A 1,587-nucleotide genomic window follows, 5' to 3' on the forward strand; every position below is an offset into this window, starting at 1 on the left:
TTAGGAACAAACAGAAGTGACAATGAAACGTAAGACAAGAATTGAACGTGTGTATAATGAGGACACTGGTTGGTTTGAGACCCGTGAGGTAGAGTTGAATAGCTACTCTTTTACAGATGATGATCGTATCATGATAGTTCGAGAGTATATGGAGAGTGGGCTCCCAGCAGAAGAAATCATCAAGAAATACTATATAAGCAGTCGTACAGTGCTATTTTCTTGGATGGATAAGTTCTTAAATGAAAAAGATTTGTTATCTTTGCCGCCAGAAGACCAAAACCGTGACGATATGGCAAAGACAACAAATGAACAGTTGAAAGAGAAAGATGCAGAGATTAAGCGTCTCCGCAAGGCTTTGGAGTTAGAGAAGCTTCGCTCTAAGGCATTCTCCACCATGATTGATCTCGCAGAAGAAACCTTCAATATTCCTGTGAGAAAAAAATCTGGTACCAAACAGTAAGCTTGCTCCGCACAGAGTGCCAGAGCCAAGGTTTAGGCACTCTATGCGGGCTGTTTGGTTTCACCCGGCAAGCATATAATAAGCGCAATGTCTCTGACGGCTTTGCTGAAGAGGCCATTGAGTCTATCATCATTGAAAAGGCACGTGAGTATCGTAAGTCGAATCCTGGCTTAGGAGCTGCAAAGTTGCATGCCATATTGAAACAGATGTTTGAGGATACAGGCTGCTTCCCTGGTCGTGACGCATTTATTGAGATGCTGCGTAAGCATGGACTCATGGTACGTATAAAGCGCCGTAGGCGCTATAAGACAACAGATTCCGACCATAATTATCGCAAATATCCAAACCTGATTAAGGGAGTAGTTCCTACCCATCCGAACCAGATTTGGGCAAGTGACATCACCTATGTTGAAACCAATGAAGGTGTGTGCTATCTCTCGCTTATAACAGACCTGTATTCCCATAAAATCGTTGGATGGGCTGTTGGTCCAACATTAGAAACTGTATATCCATTAGAAGCGCTTAAAATGGCATATAAAAGCATTGATGAAGAAACTGCAAAAGGACTCATTCATCACTCTGACAGAGGAAGCCAGTATTGCAGTCAGAATTATGTATCTATCCTAAAAAGTCATGGCTCACAAATAAGTATGACTCAAACAGGAGATCCTTTGGAGAATGCTATAGCAGAACGTGCAAACGGCATTTTAAAAACAGAATGGCTTTATAGAATGACAATTCCTACTCGTAAAGTATGTAAGAAGGAACTGACCAGGATTATTGCGTTTTATAACGACGAAAGACCGCATATGAGTATCGGTAATCAAACACCATCAGTTGCACATACTCAAGTGGGGCCACAGCAGAAAATGTGGAAAAATCCTTGGGAAAATTCTTCTAATTAGTTGAAAATGTGTATCTTTGCATTTGAAAGAATATCATCACCGTAACCTTTCTAGGGATAGCTCCTTAAAAAGAGTAACCTAGTTAGGTATAATGGGTATTCGCTGACAACCCATATAGTGATAAAAATAAAAATGCGTAACTCATTTAGTGATACAAAAAATAGATAGTAACAAATTTAGTTTAACCATCCTAAAGGTGACAACTTTTTCACGTATAAGACA

At 40.1% G+C, this 1,587-nt stretch carries 2 protein-coding genes; both read left to right on the plus strand.

Annotated elements, in window-relative coordinates:
- Window positions 1–22 precede the first annotated feature (22 nt).
- The gene (locus DWV53_RS15195; RefSeq protein ID WP_089543290.1) at window positions 23–460 is read left to right on the plus strand and encodes a transposase; all 438 of its coding nucleotides are present in this window, start codon (window positions 23–25) and stop codon (window positions 458–460) included.
- Window positions 461–462: 2 nt separating this feature from the next.
- Window positions 463–1,365 carry an IS3 family transposase gene (locus tag DWV53_RS15200; RefSeq protein ID WP_153083943.1) on the plus strand — a complete coding sequence of 301 codons (903 nt, stop codon included), beginning with the start codon at window positions 463–465 and terminating at the stop codon, window positions 1,363–1,365.
- The last annotated feature ends 222 nt before the right edge of the window (window positions 1,366–1,587 follow it).

This window comes from Segatella copri (genome assembly GCF_003465495.1).
GTDB lineage: Bacteria > Bacteroidota > Bacteroidia > Bacteroidales > Bacteroidaceae > Prevotella > Prevotella copri_G.